The 16774-nt window shown below is 71.9% G+C and carries 12 protein-coding genes; 6 read left to right on the top strand and 6 right to left on the bottom strand.

Annotated elements, in window-relative coordinates; genetic code table 11:
* Positions 1 to 13: 13 nt before the first annotated feature.
* Positions 14 to 1207 carry an alpha/beta hydrolase family protein gene (locus ACGFNN_RS28020; protein WP_393559969.1) on the bottom strand — a complete coding sequence of 398 codons (1194 nt, stop codon included), beginning with the start codon at positions 1205 to 1207 and terminating at the stop codon, positions 14 to 16.
* Between the two features lie 228 nt (positions 1208 to 1435).
* On the opposite strand from ACGFNN_RS28020, the gene ACGFNN_RS28015 reads away from it, so the two are divergent.
* Complete coding sequence (locus tag ACGFNN_RS28015) at positions 1436 to 2056, top strand: TetR/AcrR family transcriptional regulator (RefSeq protein ID WP_362540811.1); 621 nt, start codon at positions 1436 to 1438, stop codon at positions 2054 to 2056.
* Between the two features lie 9 nt (positions 2057 to 2065).
* Here ACGFNN_RS28015 and ACGFNN_RS28010 read toward each other — a convergent pair whose 3' ends face one another.
* Both ACGFNN_RS28010 and ACGFNN_RS28005 read right to left on the bottom strand, forming a co-directional pair.
* Entirely contained in the window at positions 2066 to 2920 is an 855-nt protein-coding gene (locus tag ACGFNN_RS28010) for a MaoC/PaaZ C-terminal domain-containing protein (protein WP_393559967.1), read from the bottom strand.
* Positions 2921 to 2925: 5 nt separating this feature from the next.
* Entirely contained in the window at positions 2926 to 4248 is a 1323-nt protein-coding gene (locus ACGFNN_RS28005) for a 3-oxoacyl-ACP reductase (protein ID WP_393559965.1), read from the bottom strand.
* Positions 4249 to 4322: 74 nt separating this feature from the next.
* On the opposite strand from ACGFNN_RS28005, the gene ACGFNN_RS28000 reads away from it, so the two are divergent.
* The 3 genes from ACGFNN_RS28000 (at position 4323) to ACGFNN_RS27990 (ending at position 9470) form a co-directional block, all read left to right on the top strand.
* Positions 4323 to 5600: an acetyl-CoA C-acetyltransferase gene (locus ACGFNN_RS28000; protein ID WP_393559963.1), complete on the top strand. Its 1278-nt coding sequence runs from the start codon at positions 4323 to 4325 to the stop codon at positions 5598 to 5600.
* 141 nt (positions 5601 to 5741) lie between these two features.
* The gene (locus ACGFNN_RS27995; protein ID WP_393559961.1) at positions 5742 to 7661 is read left to right on the top strand and encodes an AMP-dependent synthetase/ligase; all 1920 of its coding nucleotides are present in this window, start codon (positions 5742 to 5744) and stop codon (positions 7659 to 7661) included.
* Between the two features lie 240 nt (positions 7662 to 7901).
* The gene (locus tag ACGFNN_RS27990) at positions 7902 to 9470 is read left to right on the top strand and encodes an APC family permease (RefSeq protein WP_393559959.1); all 1569 of its coding nucleotides are present in this window, start codon (positions 7902 to 7904) and stop codon (positions 9468 to 9470) included.
* 4 nt (positions 9471 to 9474) lie between these two features.
* Here ACGFNN_RS27990 and ACGFNN_RS27985 read toward each other — a convergent pair whose 3' ends face one another.
* Positions 9475 to 10206: a siderophore-interacting protein gene (locus ACGFNN_RS27985; protein ID WP_393559958.1), complete on the bottom strand. Its 732-nt coding sequence runs from the start codon at positions 10204 to 10206 to the stop codon at positions 9475 to 9477.
* A 210-nt stretch (positions 10207 to 10416) separates the two neighbouring features.
* On the opposite strand from ACGFNN_RS27985, the gene ACGFNN_RS27980 reads away from it, so the two are divergent.
* A complete protein-coding gene (locus ACGFNN_RS27980) occupies positions 10417 to 11901 on the top strand; it encodes a peptidoglycan D,D-transpeptidase FtsI family protein (RefSeq protein ID WP_393559956.1) in 1485 nt (494 codons plus the stop codon).
* A gap of 67 nt (positions 11902 to 11968) precedes the next feature.
* On the opposite strand, the gene ACGFNN_RS27975 is transcribed toward ACGFNN_RS27980, so the two are convergent.
* Both ACGFNN_RS27975 and ACGFNN_RS27970 read right to left on the bottom strand, forming a co-directional pair.
* Positions 11969 to 13156, bottom strand: a complete 1188-nt coding sequence (locus tag ACGFNN_RS27975) for a hypothetical protein (protein ID WP_393559954.1) — start codon at positions 13154 to 13156, stop codon at positions 11969 to 11971.
* Between the two features lie 75 nt (positions 13157 to 13231).
* Entirely contained in the window at positions 13232 to 14068 is an 837-nt protein-coding gene (locus tag ACGFNN_RS27970; RefSeq protein ID WP_393560128.1) for an HAD family hydrolase, read from the bottom strand.
* Between the two features lie 120 nt (positions 14069 to 14188).
* On the opposite strand from ACGFNN_RS27970, the gene ACGFNN_RS27965 reads away from it, so the two are divergent.
* Positions 14189 to 16765: a bifunctional FO biosynthesis protein CofGH gene (locus tag ACGFNN_RS27965; RefSeq protein ID WP_393559952.1), complete on the top strand. Its 2577-nt coding sequence runs from the start codon at positions 14189 to 14191 to the stop codon at positions 16763 to 16765.
* Positions 16766 to 16774: the final 9 nt, after the last annotated feature.

Here is a 16774-nt window from a genome sequence, read left to right as displayed (position 1 = left end):
GGCCCTGGCCGTGTCAGGGCTGCTGGAAGACGACTTCGGGGTTCCGTCCGGTGGGGCCGTCCAGCAGCGGCTGCCGCCTGTGCTTCAGAGCCAGGTCCAGGAAGGCGGCGACGTAGTCGCGGGTGATCTCCGTCGAGCGGTCACCCGCGAGCGGTGCCTCGGGGTCGACGGGAAGGCCGAACTGCTCGGCGAGCCACGGGGTGTCGGTGAAGGTGAAGTGCCCGGAGTCCTTCACCGTCAGCCAGCGCTTCCACCCGTCGAGGTGCTGCCACGCCTCGTCCCAGGACTCGTCCTCACCGCCGGGGCGGTGGCCCGCGTCGGTGCCCAGCATGAGAAAGGGACGGCCGCCGAGGCCGGAGGCGGGCACCGGGTCGAAGAAGGTGCCGTCCATGTTCACGCCGGCGTCGACGCGGGGATCGGCGAGCATCGTGGAGGCCGCGGCGTTCCCGCCGATGGAGTGCCCGACGGCCGCGACCCTCCGGCCGTCGATCATGCGGGAGTGGCTCCAGGCGGGCCGGGGGCCGGTCAGCCGGTCGAGCACGAAGCCCAGGTCCTCGGCGCGTCCGGCGGAGACGGACCGGAGCACGGCCGCCGACGCGGCGTCGTCCGGGGCCGCCTCGACCGCGTCGCAGGCCGCGCAGGTGAGGATCCGCCCGCCCGGGAAGGCCGTCCCGGTGGTCTCGTAGGCGTGGTCGACGCTCGCCACGACATAGCCGCCGCTCGCCAGGTCCTCGGCGAGCGAGGTCAGGGTGGCGCGCGGCGTCCCGAACCCAGGGGAGAGCAGGACCAGCGGGAAGCGGCCGGGGGCGGGACGGGCGCCCGTACGGGCATGGGTGGTGGTGGCGGCGACGGTCGCGGCGGGCACGACGCCGTCCAGCCCGCGCTGGGCCAGCATCAGCCTGGCCTCCTCCGTGTCCATGTACGCGGTGGGGGAGCCCTCACCACCGGAACGGGCCGGGTAGTGGACCGACACCATCAGCTCGCGGTCGCCCGCCTCGGGAACCCAGGGGTCTGCGCGGTCGTGGTCGGTCAGGTGGAGGACCTGGGAACCGACGGCGTACGGTCCGGTCGGGCGGGGCAGTTCGAGCGGGGCGGCCTGTGCCGGCGCGGGGCGTCCTAAGGCCTGTGCGGAGACCGCGGGGGCACCCAGCAGGGCCAGGACGGTGAGTGCGGCGACGGCTGTCCGCCGGCGGATTCTTGTCGTCATGCGAGGACGGTAGGCGCCGGACACCGGCCGAGACATCAGCCACGGGTGTGACCGTACGGGGGCCCTGGGTCGTACGGGGCGTCCCCCTCGGGGTGGACGACTCCCGGCCATCATGACCGGGCCGGGGCTTGCGTACGGCGGGGGACAGGACCGGGTCGTACGCTTACCCGGGAGTAGCTCGGTGGGGCGGGAGGGATGTCGGACGTGAGCGCAGTGAAGGGCAAACGGATGCCGCGCGCGGTGCGCGAGCAGCAGATGATGGACGCCGCCGTGCGGACCTTCGGGCAGCGCGGGTACCGGGCCGCCTCGATGGACGAGATCGCCGAACTGGCCGGTGTCTCCAAGCCCTTGGTCTACCTGTACCTGAACTCCAAGGAGGAGCTCTTCACCGCGTGCATCCGCCGCGAGTCGAAAGCCCTGGTGGAAGCGGTGCAGGCGGCGGTGGACCCGGGGATTCCGGCCGACCGGCAGCTGTGGTCGGGGCTGCGGGCCTTCTTCACGCACACGGCGGAGAATCCGGACGGCTGGGCGGTCCTCCACCAGCAGGCGAGCTCGCACGGGGAGCCGTTCGTCAGCGAGGTGGGGGCCCTGCGTGAGGAGATCGTCGCGTTCGTGACGGGTCTGATCGGCGCGGCGGCACGGGAGGCGCACCACGACCCCGCGCTGCCCGACCGGGATGTGGCCGGGCTCGCACAGGCGTTGGTGGGTGCGGCGGAGGCGCTCGCCGGCTGGGCCAACGTCACCCCCGGCGTCTCGGCGAAGGAGGCCGCGTCCACGCTGATGAACTTCTCGTGGGCGGGCCTGGAGAACCTCATGCACGGACGCGGCTGGCAGTCCCGGGGGGACTGAGGGCGTCCCTCAGCTCCGGAACGTCACGATCCCCGTGAGATGGACGCGCTCGCCCCCGCGTACCTCGAAGGCGGTGCCCCCGGCCGCGTAGGTGACGGTGGAGGGCAGCAGGACCGGCGCCCTGAAGTCGGCGCGTACGGAACGGATTCCGCTCGTACCGCCGGGCCCGTGCCCGGCCTCGGCGAGGCAGCGGGCGACGGTCCACATGCCGTGGGCGATGTGCCGGGGGAAGCCGAACAGCCGCGCCGTCAGCGGGTGGAGGTGGATCGGGTTGCGGTCGCCGGAGGCGGCGCCGTAACGCCGTCCGAGGTCGCTGGGCAGCCGCCACTCGGTCACGGCGGGCAGCCCGGGGGCCGAGGAGGGGGCCGTGCGGTCCCCGGCTCCGGAAGGCCCTCCCCGGGCGTCGGCCTCTGTCCGGTGCCGGGCGAGGTACCCGCTGCGGGACTCCCAGACCAGCTCCCCGGCGTTCCGGGCCTCGGTCACCATGGTGACCTCGGTGCCCCGGCGATGGGGGTTCAGCCCGGCCGCGTACACGGTGAGTTCGAGTTCGTCCGTCGGCCGCGTCCCGCGGTGCGCGGTGATCTCGATCCAGGTGTGGACGAGTCCGAGCACCGGCAGCGGGAAGTCGCGTGCGGTCATGAGACGCATGGCGAGCGGAAAGCCCAGCACATGGGGATAGGTGAGCGGCAGAGTGCTCGTACCGCTGAATCCGCAGACCTCGCGGTAGGCGGCGAGAGGGCCCGGCGCGATCCGGTGGGCCGGGAGCACCTCGTGCCGGGCGGGCAGCGTCGCGCCAGGGCGGCCGGCCCGCTTGAAGGGCGAGGTGAGTGCCCCGCGAGCGAGCGAGAGGCTCAGGCTGGTCATGACGCTCACGCCCCCAGCAGGCTCTGGCCGCAGACCCGCACGACCTGGCCGTTGACCGCGCCGGAGGCGGGCTGGGCGAACCAGGCGGTGGTCTCGGCGACGTCGACGGGCAGGCCTCCCTGGGACAGCGAGTTCATCCGGCGGCCGGCCTCCCGGATGAACAGGGGCACGGCGGCCGTCATCTTCGTCTCGATGAAACCTGGGGCGACGGCGTTGACGGTGACCCCGTGCTCGGCGGCGGCGCGCGGCGCCAGAGAGCGGACCAGGCCGATGATCCCCGCCTTGCTGGCCGCGTAGTTGGTCTGGCCGTTGTTGCCCGCGATCCCGGCGATGGAGGCGGTGGCGACGATCCGGCCGCCGCGGTTCACCGCGCCCGCCTCCAGCAGGGCGTCCGTGGTGCGCAGGACACTGTCCAGGTTGACGTCGATGACCGAGGACCAGCGGTCGGCGGCCATGTTGGCCAGCCTGCGGTCACGGGTGATCCCCGCGTTGTGGACGAGTACGTCGAGGCCGCCGGGGACGGCCGTCGCGATCAGCTCCGCCGCGTCGGGGGCGGTGATGTCCAGAGGCAGGGCGGTGGCACCGAGGCGGGCCGCCGTACGGGAGAGCTCCTCCTCGGCCTGCGGGACGTCCAGGCAGAACACCTGGGCGCCGTCCCTGGCCAGGACGGAGGCGACCGACGCGCCGATGCCCCGTGCCGCGCCGGTGACCAGCGCGGTGCGCCCGGCCAGCGGCACGTCCCAGTCGGCCACCTCCCCGGGCTCACCGGCGGTGAGTTCGACGACCTGGCCGCTGATGTACGCGGAGCGCGGGGACAGCAGGAAGCGGAGGGTGGACTCGGCGCTGCCGGCGCCGGCCCCGGGGGCGAGCCGCAGCAGCTGCACGGTCGCGCCCTTGCCGATCTCCTTGCCGAGCGAGCGCACGAAGCCCTCCAGGGCCTGCTGCGCTGCCGCCTGGTGGTGGTCGTCCGGCGAGGGCGTCGTGCCGAGCACCACGACGCGGCCGCCCGGGGCGAGCGACCGTACGACGGGGTGCAGTGCCGCGTGCACCCCGGAGAGCCCGGCCGCGGTGGTGACACCGGTGGCGTCCAGGACGATCGCGGCCGGACGCTCGGCCCGGTCGGTGACCTCCAGTCCTGTCGCGGCGAGTACCGGCCCGAGCGAGTCCCGGTGGGCGGATTCCCCGGCGGTGAGGTGGAGCAGCGGCCCTTCGAGGGAAGGGGTCTCCAGGGTCCACCGGCGCAGTGGTGCGGGCTGGGGCAGCCCGAGCCTGCGGGTCAGGAATCGGCCGGATGCCGTGCTGGTGAAGTGCAGATAGCGGTCGGCCATTGTCTGGACTCCTGCTCGGTCGTAGATTTACTCCGGAGTAAGGTTACTCAAGGGTCAGGAGTTGTCGAGATGAGTTGGTCGAGTTGATTCCCCTCGCACTTCCGCAGCCGCGCCGGGTCGCGGTCATCGGCGGCAGTCGCATCCCGTTCGCCCGCTCCGACGGCCCCTACGCGCAGGCGTCGAACCAGGACATGCTGACCGCCGCGCTGGACGGGCTCGTCGGGCGTTTCGGCCTGCGGGGGCAGCAGGTGGGCGAGTTCGTCGCCGGTGCGGTCCTCAAGCACAGCCGGGACTTCAACCTCGCCCGGGAGACGGTCCTCGGCAGCGGCCTGGATCACCGCACCCCGGCCTACGACATCCAGCAGGCCTGCGGCACCGGGCTTCAGGCCGTCATCGCCGCGGCCAACAAGATCGCGCTCGGCGCCGTCGACTCGGCGATCGCGGGCGGCGCGGACACCACGAGCGACGCCCCGCTCGGGGTCAACGACCGGCTGCGCAGGATCCTGCTGGAGGCCCGCCGCGCGAAGTCGGCGGGCGCCCGGATCAGGGCGCTGGCCGCGATCCGCCCGGGCCACCTCGTGCCGGACATCCCGCGCAACGCCGAGCCCCGCACCGGGCTCTCGATGGGCGAGCACGCGGCGGTGACGGCCAGGAAGTGGGGCGTGACCCGCGAGGACCAGGACCTCCTGGCGGCCACCAGCCATCAGCGGCTCGCCGCCGCCTACGACCGCGGCTTCCTGGACGACCTGGTCGTCCCGTACCTCGGCCTGGACCGCGACCAGAATCTGCGCCCCGGCTCCACGGTGGAGAAACTCGCCACCCTGAAGCCGGTGTTCGGCGCCTCGCACCCCGAAGCGACGATGACGGCGGGCAATTCGACCCCCCTCACCGACGGCGCCGCGACGGTGCTGCTGGCGAGCGAGGAGTGGGCCGAGGCGCACGGCCTGGAACCGCTGGCGTATCTCTCGCTGTACGAGACGGCCGCCGTGGACTACGTCGGCGGCGAGGACGGGCTGCTGATGGCTCCCGCGTACGCCGTGCCGCGGATGCTGGAGCGGGCCGGGCTGACCGTCGGGGACTTCGACCTGTTCGAGATCCACGAGGCCTTCGCCTCCCAGGTGCTGGCCACGCTCGCCTCCTGGGAGAAGCAGGGGCTCGCACCCGTCGACCGGGAGAAGCTCAACGTGGCCGGGTCGTCCCTCGCCACCGGGCACCCCTTCGCCGCGACCGGCGCCCGGATCGTCGCGACCCTGGCCAAGCTCCTCGCGGAGCGGGGCGAGCCCGGCCGCGGCCTGATCTCGGTCTGCGCCGCCGGCGGACAGGGAGTGACCGCGATCCTCGAACGCCCCTGACCCCCGCGCCTCCGACACACCGGCGCACCACCACCGCCGGCCCGCCCATCCGTACGTGAACGACCCCGCGCATCCAGCAGCCGCCCCGCGCCGGACCCCAGGGAAGGGTCCGGCGCCGGACCCCATGTCGAGGAGCCGCTCGTGTCCACGCCCGCCCCCACCGCCGAATCCGCCGCGCCCGCCGTCCCCGTACTCGTCGAGCCGACCAAGGTGAGGGGGGCCGACGGCACCGTGCGTGAGGTCTCCGTACCGCCGCTCGCTCCGGGGGTGCGCAGCGGTTCGCTCGCCGAGATCCCCTACGACAACGCCCTCCAGGCACCGTCCGAGGCGGTCCTCAGCCGCAAGCGGCCCGACGGCGGCTGGCAGGACGTCACCGCCGCCGAGTTCGCCGCGGAGGTCCAGGCCGTCGCCAAGGGCCTGGTGGCGGAGGGGCTGCAGAGCGGGGACCGGCTCGCGATCATGGCCCGTACGACGTACGAGTGGACTCTCCTCGACTTCGCCGCCTGGGCGGCGGGCCTGGTCACCGTGCCCGTCTACCCCACCTCCTCGGCCTTCCAGACGCGCTGGATCCTCCAGGACTCCGGAGCGGTCGCCTGCGCCGTCGAGTCGAAGGAGCAGGGCCGGCTGGTCAGTCAGGAGCGGCAACAGCTCGGGGACCTCACGCATCTCTGGCAGTTCGACACGGGTGCGATCGGCCGGCTGAAGGCCATCGGCAAGGACGTCCCCGACGCGGCGGTCACCGCCCGGCGGTCGGCGCTGGGGCCGGACAGTCCCGCCACCCTCATCTACACCTCGGGCACCACGGGCAGGCCGAAGGGCTGCGTCCTGACCCACGGGAACTTCTTCGCCGAGGTCGACAACGCGATCGAGCTGCTCCACCCGGTCTTCAAATCGGTGTCGAAGTACCCGGCCTCCACGCTGCTCTTCCTGCCCCTCTCCCATGTGTTCGGCCGGATGGTGGCCATCGGCTGCCTGCGGGCACGGGTGCGGCTGGGGCACGCCCCGTCGATCCGGACCGAGGACCTCCTCGCCGACCTGGCCGGCTTCAAGCCGTCGTTCCTGCTGGCCATCCCGTACGTCCTGGAGAAGGTCTTCAACACCGGACGCGCCACCGCGGAGAAGATGGGCAGGGCCTCCTCCTTCGACCGCGCGGCCCGTATCGCGCAGCGCTACGGCGAGGCCGTCGAGGCCGCCGAACACGGCACCGGCCCCGGGCCCGGCCTCGGGCTCCGCGCGGCCCGCGCCCTGTACGACCCGCTGGTCTACCGGCGCATACGCGCCGCCCTGGGCGGGCACGTCAGGTACGCGATCTGCGGGGGCTCCCCGCTGGGCCGTCGGCTCGCCGCCTTCTACGCCGGAGCCGGCATCCAGATCTTCGAGGGGTACGGCCTCACCGAGACGACCGCGGCCGCCACGGTGACCCCGCCCCTCAAGCCCCGCCTCGGCACGGTGGGCTGGCCCCTGCCAGGCACGGCCGTACGCATCGCGGACGACGGGGAGGTCCTGCTGAGCGGCGGGCAGGTGTTCCGCGGCTACTGGGACACCTCGCGCGGCGAGACCGTGCCGTACCCGGGCGACGGCTGGTTCCCGACGGGTGACCTGGGCGCGCTGGACGAGGACGGCTACCTCACGATCACCGGCCGCAAGAAGGACATCATCATCACGTCCGGGGGCAAGAACGTCATCCCCGCCCCGCTGGAGGACTGGCTGCGCGCCCACCCGCTGGTCAGCCAGTGCATGGTGGTCGGGGACAACCGGTCCTTCGTCAGCGCCCTGATCACCCTGGAGCCGGACGGCCTCGCCCACTGGCGCCGGATGCGGAAGAAGGAGGGCGTCCCCATGCGTGACCTCGTCCGGGACGAGGAGCTGCTGGCCGCTCTGCAGCGCGCGGTGGACGAGGCCAACCGGTTGGTCTCGCGCGCCGAGTCCATCCGGAAGTTCACCGTTCTGACGGGTGACTTCACCGAGGAGAGCGGCCACCTCACCCCCTCGCTCAAGCTGAAGAGGGACGCGATCACCCGTGACTTCGACGCGGAGATCGAGGAGCTCTACCGCAGGTGACCCGGGCCGCGGCCGTGCTGTGGACACCGGCGCGGGAAAATTTTGAACCATGACAAATTGGACAGTGGTGCGGTTCCCGTACGACTTGGGGCCGCGCGGACGGTCGTTGATTGCAAGGTGCTGTTTACGGTAAACCTTCAATGTCTTGGTTCAATTGCGTTCTGGGTGGCATGAGTTAAGGGTGAGACAAGGGAGTCTCATCTTCCGGATATGGAAATCGCAGCACATAGCGTCCTCCCCATGAGTGAGCTGGACACGCGGCCTCGGGCCCAAGACGCGGTACCGGGAAGCGGCCCGGGCGAGGGCGGCGTACGCGAGAAGGGCCTCGGCGGGAACTCCGTCGGCCTGCTCGGGAGCGCCGTCCTCGGCATCTCCACGGTCGCCCCGGTGTACTGCCTGACGTCGACCCTCGGCTCCACCGCCGGGGAGGTCGGGCTGCAGATGCCCGCCGTGTTCCTCGCCGGGTTCCTGCCGATGCTGCTGGTCGCCTTCGCGTACCGCGAGCTCAACAAGGCGGTGCCGGACTGCGGCACTTCGTTCACCTGGACGGTCAAGGCCTTCGGGCCGCGCCTGGGCTGGATGTGCGGCTGGGGGCTGGTGATCGCCACGATCATCGTCCTGTCGAACCTCGCGGGCGTCGCCACCTCGTACTTCTGGCTGCTGGCGGGTGAGGTGACCGGGAGCGACTCGGTCGCCGCCCTGGACGACAGCAAGCCGGTGCACATCGTCACCTGCCTCCTCCTGATCGCCGTCGCGACCGCGATCAGCTACCGGGGGATGACGGCCACCAAGGGACTCCAGTACACGCTCGTGGCCCTCCAGCTCGTGGTCCTCGCGGTCTTCGTGGTGATGGCCGTGCAGAAGGCCGGCAGCGGTGAGTTCGCCGGCACCTCGGCGGACTTCTCCTGGTCCTGGCTGAATCCCTTCGCCGTGCAGTCCTTCGCCGCCTTCACGGCCGGGCTGTCCCTGTCGATCTTCATGTTCTGGGGCTGGGACACCTGTCTCACCGCCAACGAGGAGACCACCGGCAGCGAGCGCACCCCGGGACGGGCCGCCCTCATCGCCATGGTCGTCCTGGTCGGGTCCTACCTCGCCACGGGCATCGCCGCCCAGATGGTCGTCGGCTCCGGCTCGTCGGGGCTGGGTCTCGCCAACCCCGACACCTCCGACAACGTCTTCGCCGCCCTGGCCGGTCCGGTGATGGGCCCCGGCCTCGGCATCCTGCTCTTCCTCGCGGTCCTGGCCTCCGCCGCCGCGAGCCTGCAGACCACCTTCATCCCGGTGGCCCGCACGGTCCTGGCGATGGCCTCGTACGAGGCGCTGCCCGCCTCCTACGCCCGCGTCCACCCCCGCTTCCGGACGCCGGGCCGCGCCACGGTGGTGGCGGGTGTCGCGACCGGCGCGTTCTACACCGTGATGACGCTGGTCAGTGAGCACGTCCTCGTCGACACCATCTACGCCCTCGGCCTGATGATCTGCTTCTACTACGCGCTGACCGCCTTCGCCTGCGTCCGGTACTTCCGCGAGGAGCTCACCCGGTCCGCCCGCGACCTCGTCTTCAAGGGCCTCTTCCCGGCGCTCGGCGGCATCCTCCTCACGGCGGTCTTCGGCAAGACCCTCTACGACATGTGGGACCCGGCCTACGGCTCCGGCTCCTCGGTCCTCGGGGTCGGATCGGTCTTCGTCATCGGCGTCGGACTGCTGCTGCTCGGTGTGGTGCTGATGGAGATCATGAGGCGGCGCAGCCCGTCGTTCTTCCGCGGCGAGGTGCTGACGAAGGAGACCCCCGCCTTCGTGGTCGCCGACTGAGGCGTCAGCTCGCGCGCCAGTAACCCAGCGCGTTCACCCGGTCCTTGGGCAAGTCCAGTTCTTTGCGGACGTACGTGCTCAGGGTCCGGGTGGTCGCCGTGTCGCAGGCGATCCAGACGTACGCGTCCGAGCGGTCCTCGCCGAGCAGGCCGGGCAGGGCGTTGCGCACCTCGGAGACCAGGTGCGCGCCCGCGTCGCGGCGCGGGACGGTGTGCAGGGTGTGGTGGGCCGGGTCCAGCCGGAACGGCAGCTCCGCGTCCGAGGTGTGGGCGGTCTCGCACCAGATCGTCGCCGGCAGACCGGCGAACTCGTCCAGCAGCGAGTTGACGGCGGGCAGTGAGGCCGCGTCCCCGATGACGAAGAGCCGGCCCGGCCGGGGGTCGGGCGGTGCGAAGCGGGTGCCCTGGAGCGTCGCGTCGATGGTGTCCCCCGGCCGCGCGGAGCGGGCCCAGTCGCTCGCCGTGCCCTCGTGGAGGGCGAATTCGAGCCCGAACGTCCCGGCGGCCGGGTCCGGGTCGACGAGGGTGTAGCCGCGCTGGTGGGGCTTGCCGTCGCGTTCGAACCAGAGCCTGACCCACATGGTCGGATGGGCGCCGCCCGTCGCCTCGAGCAGCCCTCCGTCGGTCACCGTCACCCGCCGGAAGTGATCGGTGACCTGTTCCGTTCCGGTGACGGTGAACGTGAAGTCCCGCCCCCTGAAGAGCTTGAGGACAGCGCCCTCCCAGCCGTGACCCATGAAGCCCTCCCGCGGACGTCGAGACAGAATCGACTTAGGGTAGCCTAAGTTCTCTGTTTTCGGCTGGATCCGGCGGGAGTTGTGGCCGGGGACCGATCCTTGTGATCGCCGGGTGCAACCAACCGGCGCTAAAATCGCATCCATCACCTCCGGACATCAATGGTGCGGCCCGTGTGCGTGTGTGCCCGGCTGCCTGGGAGCGGGAGCACGATGAACAGGCCGTTGCGCCACATAGCCATCTTCTGCGGGCTTCTGATGCTGGCTCTGCTGATCAGGACGAACTGGCTGCAGTTCGCCAAGAGCGAGGAGCTCTCCACCCACGAGCACAACCGCCGGGTGAAGATCACGCAGTTCGCCACCCCGCGCGGCGACATCATCGTGGGAGGGAAGGCGATCACCGGCTCGAAGTTGGTGGAGGGAACCGACTTCAAGTACCAGCGCACCTTCAAACAGGGCCCGATGTACGCCCCCGTCACCGGCTACGCCTCGCAGGCACAGGGCATGTCCCTGCTGGAGAAGACGTACGACAGCATCCTCAGCGGGCAGGACGAGCGCTTCGCCTTCCGGCACGCCAAGGACATCCTCACCGGTGAGGAGCGGCGCGGCGGTGACGTGGTGACCACCATCGTCCCGAAGGCGCAGGAGGCGGCGTACAAGGGTCTCTCCGACCTCGACGCGCGGGGTGCCGTCGTCGCCCTCGAACCGTCGACCGGCAAGGTGCTCGCCCTGGTGTCCACGCCGTCGTACGACCCCTCGGTCTTCGCCGGCAACTCCTTCAAGGAGGGCGACAAGTTCCAGGCGCTGATCGACGACAAGGGCAAGCCACTGGCCAACCGCCCGCTGCGCGAGACGTTCCCGCCGGGATCCACCTTCAAGATCCTCACCGCGGCCGCCGCCCTGGAGCACGGCGTCGTCACCGACGTCAACGCCCGTACCGACGCACGCTCCCCGTACAAGCTGCCGCTGTCGTCGAGCACGATCAGCAGCGAGGCGGGGGACGCGACCTGCGACAAGGCCTCGTTCAAGACGGCGATGCAGTACTCCTGCAACAACGTCTTCCTCGACGCGGCCCTCAAGGTGGGCGACGAGGGGATGCGTGAGACGGCCGAGAAGTTCGGCTTCAACGAGGACGTCTACTCCGACGCCTTCGGCGACCTGCTCGCCACGAAGAGCCTGTACCCCCAGGAGCTGGACAAGCCCGGCACCGCCCTCACCGGGATGGGCCAGGGCAGTCTCACCAGTACCCCGATGCAGATGGCGATGGTCACTGCGGCCCTCGCCAACGACGGCAAGCTGATGCAGCCCTACATCGTGGACAAGGTCCAGGACGCGGACACCGACGTGCTGGAGCAGCACGAGCCGCGGCTCATGAGCCAGGCGGTCTCCGAGGAGACCGCGGAGAAGGTCCAGGAGATGATGGAGTTCACCGCCAAGGAGGGCAGTGCCCGGCGTGCCCTGATCGACGGCGTGACGGTGGGCGGCAAGACGGGAACGGCGCAGCGCGGCAACGACGTGACCAAGGAGGTGCCGTACGGCTGGTTCGTGTCCTACGGCAAGGACTCCGACGGCCGTTCGGTGGCGGTCGCGGTGTTCATCGACCCGACCGCGATGGACATCTCCCGCTCGGACATCTCGGGTGGTGGCCTGGGTGGGCCCATCGCGCGGAAGGTGATGCAGGCGGTGCTGGGCAAGTAGACGGCGCGAAGGGTCCGCCCGCGCCCCTCAGGGGGCCTGGGCGGACCCTTCGGCGTGTGGTGGGCCGTCAGGCGCCGGGAGCTGCCGGATGTGTGTCCGCGGCGGTGCCGGTGCCGGTGCTCCCGGACGCGGCCGTCCGGACCGCGGTCAGCCGCAGCGTCACCGCCGCCGCGGCGCCGGCCACCGATCCGACGACCAGGGCCGCCGGGACCCCGGTTCCGATGACCGACGTCATCTGGATCAGCCCCCACCGCATGCCCGCGTCGGCGGCGTCCAGGGCGATCTGCGCCAGCTGGCTCGCCAGCAGGCCGACGACGGTCGCGCAGACCGCACCGGCGGCCATGGCCGGGACCGAGGCCCGTGTCAGCAGGGTGGGCAGCCACCGCAGCGCGAACCACACGACGAGGAGCAGCAGGGCGTCGGCGGCCCGCCGCAGCAGCCACCGGTCGATGGGAGTCCCCGCGGGTCCGGCCCAGCCGCCGAGCAGGAGCCACTGGCGCAGCAGGTCACCGGGCTCGGACAGCACCCCTCCGGAGAGCCGGACGCCCTGGATCTCGGCGGCGACCGACTGGTACGAGAGGACGACCAGTGACAGGGCGACCACGCAGGTGCCGACCGTCGCCGAAAGCCTGGAGACACCCGCCGGGACGCTCGCCCGTGGCAGCTCACCCGCCCCCTTGACGGTGACCCGGGCGACCAGGACGGTCACGCCGGCCGCGAGCAGGGAGGTCAGCGCCAGGATCTGCCGGCCGGCGGTCATCTCGCCCGCCAGCTGCGGCAGGAAGCGGAAACTGCCCCGGCCCCGCGCGGCGATGAGCCACGGCGCGGACACGGTGACCGCCAGGGTCCCGGCGACCATGCCCCAGGCCCAGACGGCCAGCAGCGTCGCCGGTGTCCGGCCCTTCACCGGCGGCAGCCTGCGGACGAGGAGCAGCGCGCCGGGTACGAAGAACGCGAACACGGTGGTGAGCCGGATCTGCATCGCCGTCTCGTACAGGGAGAGATAGCGCGAACCGTTCGTCCCCGCCGGGCTTCCCGAGCCGTCCACCGAGCCCGTGCCCCAGCGCACCGCGTCCGGCAGGTCGAACGACCAGGGGGAGAGCCAGTGCTGGAGGTCGGCGGCGACCCGGCCGCCGAGGACGTCGGCCGTCCCCTGGAGATGCAGCGCGTTCACGCTCGCCCCGGCCCACCACAGCAGCAGTGTCAGCAGCAGCCCTCCGGCCACCACCGGTGCCGCCGCCCGTCCGTACGTCATGTCCCGCCCCCGTATCCCTCATGTGCCGTGGAAACCCCGGCGGATGGAGGGTACGGGGCGGTGATCACACGACGGTCACGGGCGCTCCCCGATGCCGCCCGCCGGTGCCTCGGGCAGGGCGGGGCGTGCCGGGCCGGACGGTGCGGTCTCCGCCCCCGGTTCCGGCGCGTCCTCCGTGGCTCCCGGGGCCGAGGACTGACCGGGGAGCACGGTCGGCCCGTCCGCGCCGGCCTGCGGGAGGGGCGGCGCGTACGGCTTCCGCCGGGCCGCGCGGGGACCGCCCAGCAGGGCGGGAAGCTCGGTCAGGGAGCTCACCCGCCAGTCGGCCGTCTCCATGACGTCCGGGTGGTCCGCCCACCAATGACCGTACGGACCACGGCGGATGTGCGCCGTGCGCAGCCCCGCCGAACTCGCCGGGAAGAGGTCGTCGGCCGGGTGGTCACCCACGTACACGGTCGTCTCCGGGGAGGCGCCCGACACCTCCAGCACCCGGGCGAAGAACTCCCCGTCCGGTTTGGTGACGCCCCACTCCTCCGAGGTGACGACCAGGTCCGCCGGCAGGTCCAGGGCCCGCAGCAACTCCCCTGCCCGCGCCGTCCTGTCACCGGCCACGACGACCCGCATCCCGATGGCCCGCAGCTCCGCGAGGGCCGGCCGGACATCGGGGTACAGGTCGGTCTCGTCGAGGTACTCGCCCCGGGCCGCGGCGACCCGCGCGTGGTAGGCCTCGGCAACGTCCATACCGGGGCGCAGGATGCGCAGCGCGTCGGTGGAGTCGCGGCCCTGGGCGACCGCGGCGCCGACCAGCGCGCTGACGGTGTGCGGCGGGACGCCGAGCCAGTCGGCCCAGGAGGCCCAGTGGCGGTCGTCGCGGACGAGGGTCTCTCCGATGTCGAACACGATCGTTTCCATCACCTCCCCGAGCCTACGGGGCAAGAGGGACATAACGGCCAAGGCGCCAGCGGTGATCACACGGTCACGAGCGGCGGAGGCCCTGGTCCGGCATGAGGGGGGCGCTCGTATGCTCGGATCATGACCGATCCTCAGCGCCCCACGACCAACGCCATGCGGCGTGCCCTGCGGCGGGCGCGCGACGGCGTCGCCCTCGACGTGGCCGAGGCCGCCGTCCTGCTCCAGGCGCGGGGGGACGACCTGACCGATCTGGCCGCCTCCGCCGCCAGGGTGCGGGACGCGGGGCTGGAGGCCGCCGGGCGGCCCGGAGTGATCACGTACTCGCGCAAGGTCTTCATCCCGCTGACCAGGCTCTGCCGGGACACCTGCCACTACTGCACCTTCGTCACCGTGCCGGGGAAGCTCCGCAGGGCGGGCCACGGGATGTTCCTCTCCCCTGACGAGGTGCTCGCGATCGCCCGCGAAGGTGCGGAAATGGGCTGCAAGGAAGCCCTGTTCACCCTGGGGGACCGGCCCGAGGACCGCTGGCCCGAGGCGCGTGAGTGGCTGGAGGCCGAGGGGTACGACGACACCCTGGCCTACGTCCGGGCGATGGCGGTCCGGGTGCTGGAGGAGACGGGGCTGCTGCCGCACCTGAACCCGGGCGTGATGACGTGGACGGACCTGCAGCGGCTGAAGCCGGTCGCCCCGTCCATGGGCATGATGCTGGAGACCACGGCGACCCGGCTCTGGTCGGAGAAGGGCGGCCCCCACCACGGTTCCCCGGACAAGGAACCGGCCGTCCGGCTGCGGGTCCTGGAGGACGCCGGCCGGTCCAACGTGCCGTTCACCACCGGCATCCTGATCGGGATCGGCGAGTCGTACGAGGAGCGCGCCGACTCGCTCTTCGAACTGCGCAGGACGGCCCGCGCCTATCACGGCATCCAGGAAGTCATCGTCCAGAACTTCCGGGCCAAGCCCGACACCGCGATGCGCGGGATGCCGGACGCCGAACTGGAGGAGCTGGCGGCCGCGATCGCCGTGGCTCGCCACATCCTCGGCCCCTCGGCCCGCATCCAGGCGCCGCCGAACCTCGTGGACGCCGAGTACGCCCTGCTCATCGGCGCGGGCATCGACGACTGGGGCGGGGTCTCGCCGCTCACCCCGGACCATGTGAACCCCGAACGCCCCTGGCCGCACATCGACGAACTCGCCTCCCGGACCGCCGAGTCCGGCTTCCAGCTGCGCGAACGCCTCACCATCTACCCGGAGTTCATCCAGCGGGGCGAACCGTGGCTCGACCCGCGCCTCCTCCCGCACGTCCGTGCGCTCGCCGACCCGGAGACGGGCCTGGCGAAGGAAGGCGCGATCCCCGCGGGGATCCCCTGGCAGGAGCCCGACGAGGGCTTCAACGCCTCGGGCCGTACCGACCTGCACCGCACCATCGACACCCAGGGCCGCACCGGCGACCGGCGCGACGACTTCGACGAGGTCTACGGGGACTGGGCAGCCCTGCGCGAGGCCGCGGCACCCGGCATGGTCCCCTCCAGGATCGACACCGACGTACGCCAGGCCCTCGGGCAGGCGGCCGACGACCCCGCCAAGCTCACCGACGACCAGGCGCTCGCCCTGCTCCACGCCGACGGCCCGGCCCTGGACGAGCTGTGCCGGATCGCGGACACACTGCGCCGTGATGTCGTGGGCGACGACGTCACCTACATCGTCACCAGGAACATCAACTTCACCAACGTCTGCTACACCGGCTGCCGCTTCTGCGCCTTCGCCCAGCGCCGCACGGACGCCGACGCCTACACCCTCTCCCTGGACCAGGTCGCCGACCGGGCGGCCCAGGCGTGGGACGTGGGCGCGGTCGAGGTCTGCATGCAGGGCGGCATCCACCCGGACCTCCCCGGCACGGCGTACTTCGACATCGCGAAGGCGGTGAAGGAGCGCGTCCCCGGGATGCACGTCCACGCCTTCTCGCCGATGGAGGTGGTCAACGGCGCCACCCGCACCGGCATGTCCATCCGTGACTGGCTGACCGCCGCCAAGGAGGCAGGGCTCGGCTCCATCCCGGGAACGGCCGCGGAGATCCTGGACGACGAGGTCCGCTGGGTCCTCACCAAGGGGAAGCTGCCGACCGCGACCTGGCTGGAGGTCATCAGGACGGCGCACGAGACGGGCCTGCGCTCCTCGTCCACCATGATGTACGGCCATGTGGACCAGCCCCGCCACTGGCTCGGACACCTCAGGACGCTGGCCCGGCTCCAGCAGGAGACCGGCGGCTTCACGGAGTTCGTCACGCTCCCCTTCATCCACACCAACGCCCCGGTCTACCTGGCGGGCATCGCCCGCCCCGGCCCCACCGACCGGGACAACAGGGCGGTCACGGCGATGGCCCGTCTGCTGCTCCATCCGCACATCACCAACATCCAGACCAGCTGGGTGAAGCTGGGCGCGGAAGGCGCGGCCGAGATGCTGCGCTCGGGCGCCAACGACCTCGGCGGGACGCTGATGGAGGAGACCATCTCCCGTATGGCCGGATCGAGTTACGGTTCCTACCGCTCCGTCCAGGACCTCGTCGCCATCGCCGATCTGGCAGGCCGCCCGGCGAAGCCGCGCACCACGCTGTACGGCGAGGTCCCGGAGGAACGGATCACCGCGGCGGCGGCCTCGGACGGGCACCTGCCGGAGCTGCTGCCGGTGCTGGAGAGCTGAGCCGGGCCC

The sequence above is a fragment of the Streptomyces sp. NPDC048590 genome (assembly GCF_043199535.1).
GTDB lineage: Bacteria > Actinomycetota > Actinomycetes > Streptomycetales > Streptomycetaceae > Streptomyces.
The sequence above is the reverse complement of the archived record's forward strand: the minus strand, read 5'-3'. Positions and strand labels throughout refer to the sequence as shown.

Coding starts and splice junctions, on each gene's coding strand:
- ACGFNN_RS28020 (WP_393559969.1), bottom strand. CDS start 1,207: ATGACGACAAGAATCCGCCGGCGGACAGCCGTCGCCGCACTCACCGTC.
- ACGFNN_RS28015 (WP_362540811.1), top strand. CDS start 1,436: ATGCCGCGCGCGGTGCGCGAGCAGCAGATGATGGACGCCGCCGTGCGG.
- ACGFNN_RS28010 (WP_393559967.1), bottom strand. CDS start 2,920: ATGACCAGCCTGAGCCTCTCGCTCGCTCGCGGGGCACTCACCTCGCCC.
- ACGFNN_RS28005 (WP_393559965.1), bottom strand. CDS start 4,248: ATGGCCGACCGCTATCTGCACTTCACCAGCACGGCATCCGGCCGATTC.
- ACGFNN_RS27990 (WP_393559959.1), top strand. CDS start 7,902: ATGAGTGAGCTGGACACGCGGCCTCGGGCCCAAGACGCGGTACCGGGA.
- ACGFNN_RS27985 (WP_393559958.1), bottom strand. CDS start 10,206: ATGGGTCACGGCTGGGAGGGCGCTGTCCTCAAGCTCTTCAGGGGGCGG.
- ACGFNN_RS27980 (WP_393559956.1), top strand. CDS start 10,417: ATGAACAGGCCGTTGCGCCACATAGCCATCTTCTGCGGGCTTCTGATG.
- ACGFNN_RS27975 (WP_393559954.1), bottom strand. CDS start 13,156: ATGACGTACGGACGGGCGGCGGCACCGGTGGTGGCCGGAGGGCTGCTG.
- ACGFNN_RS27970 (WP_393560128.1), bottom strand. CDS start 14,068: ATGGAAACGATCGTGTTCGACATCGGAGAGACCCTCGTCCGCGACGAC.
- ACGFNN_RS27965 (WP_393559952.1), top strand. CDS start 14,189: ATGACCGATCCTCAGCGCCCCACGACCAACGCCATGCGGCGTGCCCTG.